This is a genomic window from Streptomyces scopuliridis (assembly GCF_042790125.1).
GTDB classification, from domain to species: Bacteria; Actinomycetota; Actinomycetes; order Streptomycetales; family Streptomycetaceae; genus Streptomyces; species Streptomyces scopuliridis_A.
The window spans coordinates 1-1,488 of record NZ_JBHTZS010000073.1 but is presented as its reverse complement, the minus strand read 5'-3'; the positions used below and the strand labels follow the sequence as shown (position 1 = coordinate 1,488).

Below are 1,488 nucleotides of genomic sequence, written 5' to 3'. Positions count from 1 at the left end.
GCCCTAGGCCGTGTCTGATAATTGATCTTGTGACAGGTCGAGGCGAGTTGACGGATACGGCGTGGGAGCGAATAGAGCCGCTGCTTCCGGGTGCGGACGGGTGCGGACGCCCGTGGCGGGATCACCGCCAGGTGGTCAACGGGGTGCTGTGGCGGTTGCGGACTGGTGCGCCATGGCGTGACCTGCCGGACCGATACGGGCCCTGGCAGACGGCTTACGAGCGGTTCGCCCGCTGGGAGGCGGACGGCACCTGGGCCCAGCTGTTGGAGCACGTCCAGGTCCGTGATGACGCGGTGGGCACGGTGGAGTGGACGGTTTCGGTGGACTCCACGATCAATCGCGCCCATCAGCACGCAGCCGGCGCCCGCAAAAAGGGGAGCCCGACGGGGACAAACTGGAAGATCCGGAATGCTCGGCGACGCGGCAGGCCCTCGGCCGGTCCCGGGGCGGCCTGACCACCAAGGTTCACTTGGCGGTCGACGGCCGCGGCTTACCGCTGTCGCTCGTGCTCACACCCGGCAACGTCAACGACTCCACCGTGTTTGAGGCGGTACTGGACGCTGTTCGTGTCCCGCGCACTGGGCGGGGACGGCCCCGTACCCGCCCGGCCCGCGTCCTGGCGGACAAGGCATATTCGTCCCGGGCGATCCGCGCCTGGTGCAGGCGTCATGGCATCGCCGTTACGATCCCTGAACGCTCTGACCAGGTTGCCAACCGGCTCCGCCGGGGCTCTCGAGGAGGCCGGCCACCCGCCTTTGACGCGGAAGCGTACAAGCACCGCAACGTCGTCGAGAGATGCTTCAACCGGCTCAAGCAGTTCCGCGCCGTAGCGACCCGCTTTGACAAGCTGGCGGACCGCTACCAGGCCGGACTCCGCCTTGCCTCACTGATCCTCTGGCTCCGCGAGCCCGGGCCGGCAATGGCTTAACGCCCGGCTGCCAGGACCGTGAGCGCACCCGAGGGGATCCCCAGCTGATCCAATCGGGACAGGAGTGCTGCTTCCTGTTCCTGCATGACCTCAATCCACAGGGCCATTCCCGAGTCGCTGGCGCTGAAGACCAGCCGGCCTTCACACCAGCCCTCGGCGTTGATTGTGTAAGGAACCAAGTCCGACAGAACTTCGAACTGTCCGTCGTCCCGAACATCAATGTCGATCCCCATCCCAGGATCAGCGCGCCTGGAGCGGCTGCCGTGCACGGCCTCCTCCCGAGCCAGCAACAAGGCACGCTCATACGAGTGCAGGACCTCGGGCGGCCAGGCGACATCGCTGTAGGCGTCGATGTGGGCGGTGTCGATGCTCGAACGCAGCACTTGAAGCGCTTCGCGATGAACACGCACAGCGTCCGCAGGTCGAACTCCCTCCACGAGTACGAGCTCGCGGACCCGAACGCCATCCTGACTGATCACATGCAGGACCCTCCCACAGACAGTCAGCCGATTCCACAGAGAAAGCCGCCGCAACGTGATCATTATCAGACACGCCCTAGC

2 protein-coding genes are annotated in these 1,488 nt (G+C 66.0%); one reads left to right on the top strand and one right to left on the bottom strand.

From position 1 onward, the window contains the following. Positions 1-29: 29 nt before the first annotated feature. Positions 30-928, top strand: a protein-coding gene (locus ACFRKB_RS38895) for an IS5 family transposase (protein WP_383111300.1) whose coding sequence is annotated in 2 segments (ribosomal slippage) — positions 30-384 and positions 384-928 — 900 coding nt in all. Because the reading frame shifts where the segments join, the coding sequence is not laid out codon by codon here. Here the strand turns inward: ACFRKB_RS38895 and ACFRKB_RS38890 are convergent. Then, positions 925-1,407 carry a hypothetical protein gene (locus ACFRKB_RS38890; RefSeq protein WP_383111299.1) on the bottom strand — a complete coding sequence of 161 codons (483 nt, stop codon included), beginning with the start codon at positions 1,405-1,407 and terminating at the stop codon, positions 925-927. The genes ACFRKB_RS38895 and ACFRKB_RS38890 overlap by 4 nt on opposite strands. Positions 1,408-1,488 lie beyond the last annotated feature (81 nt).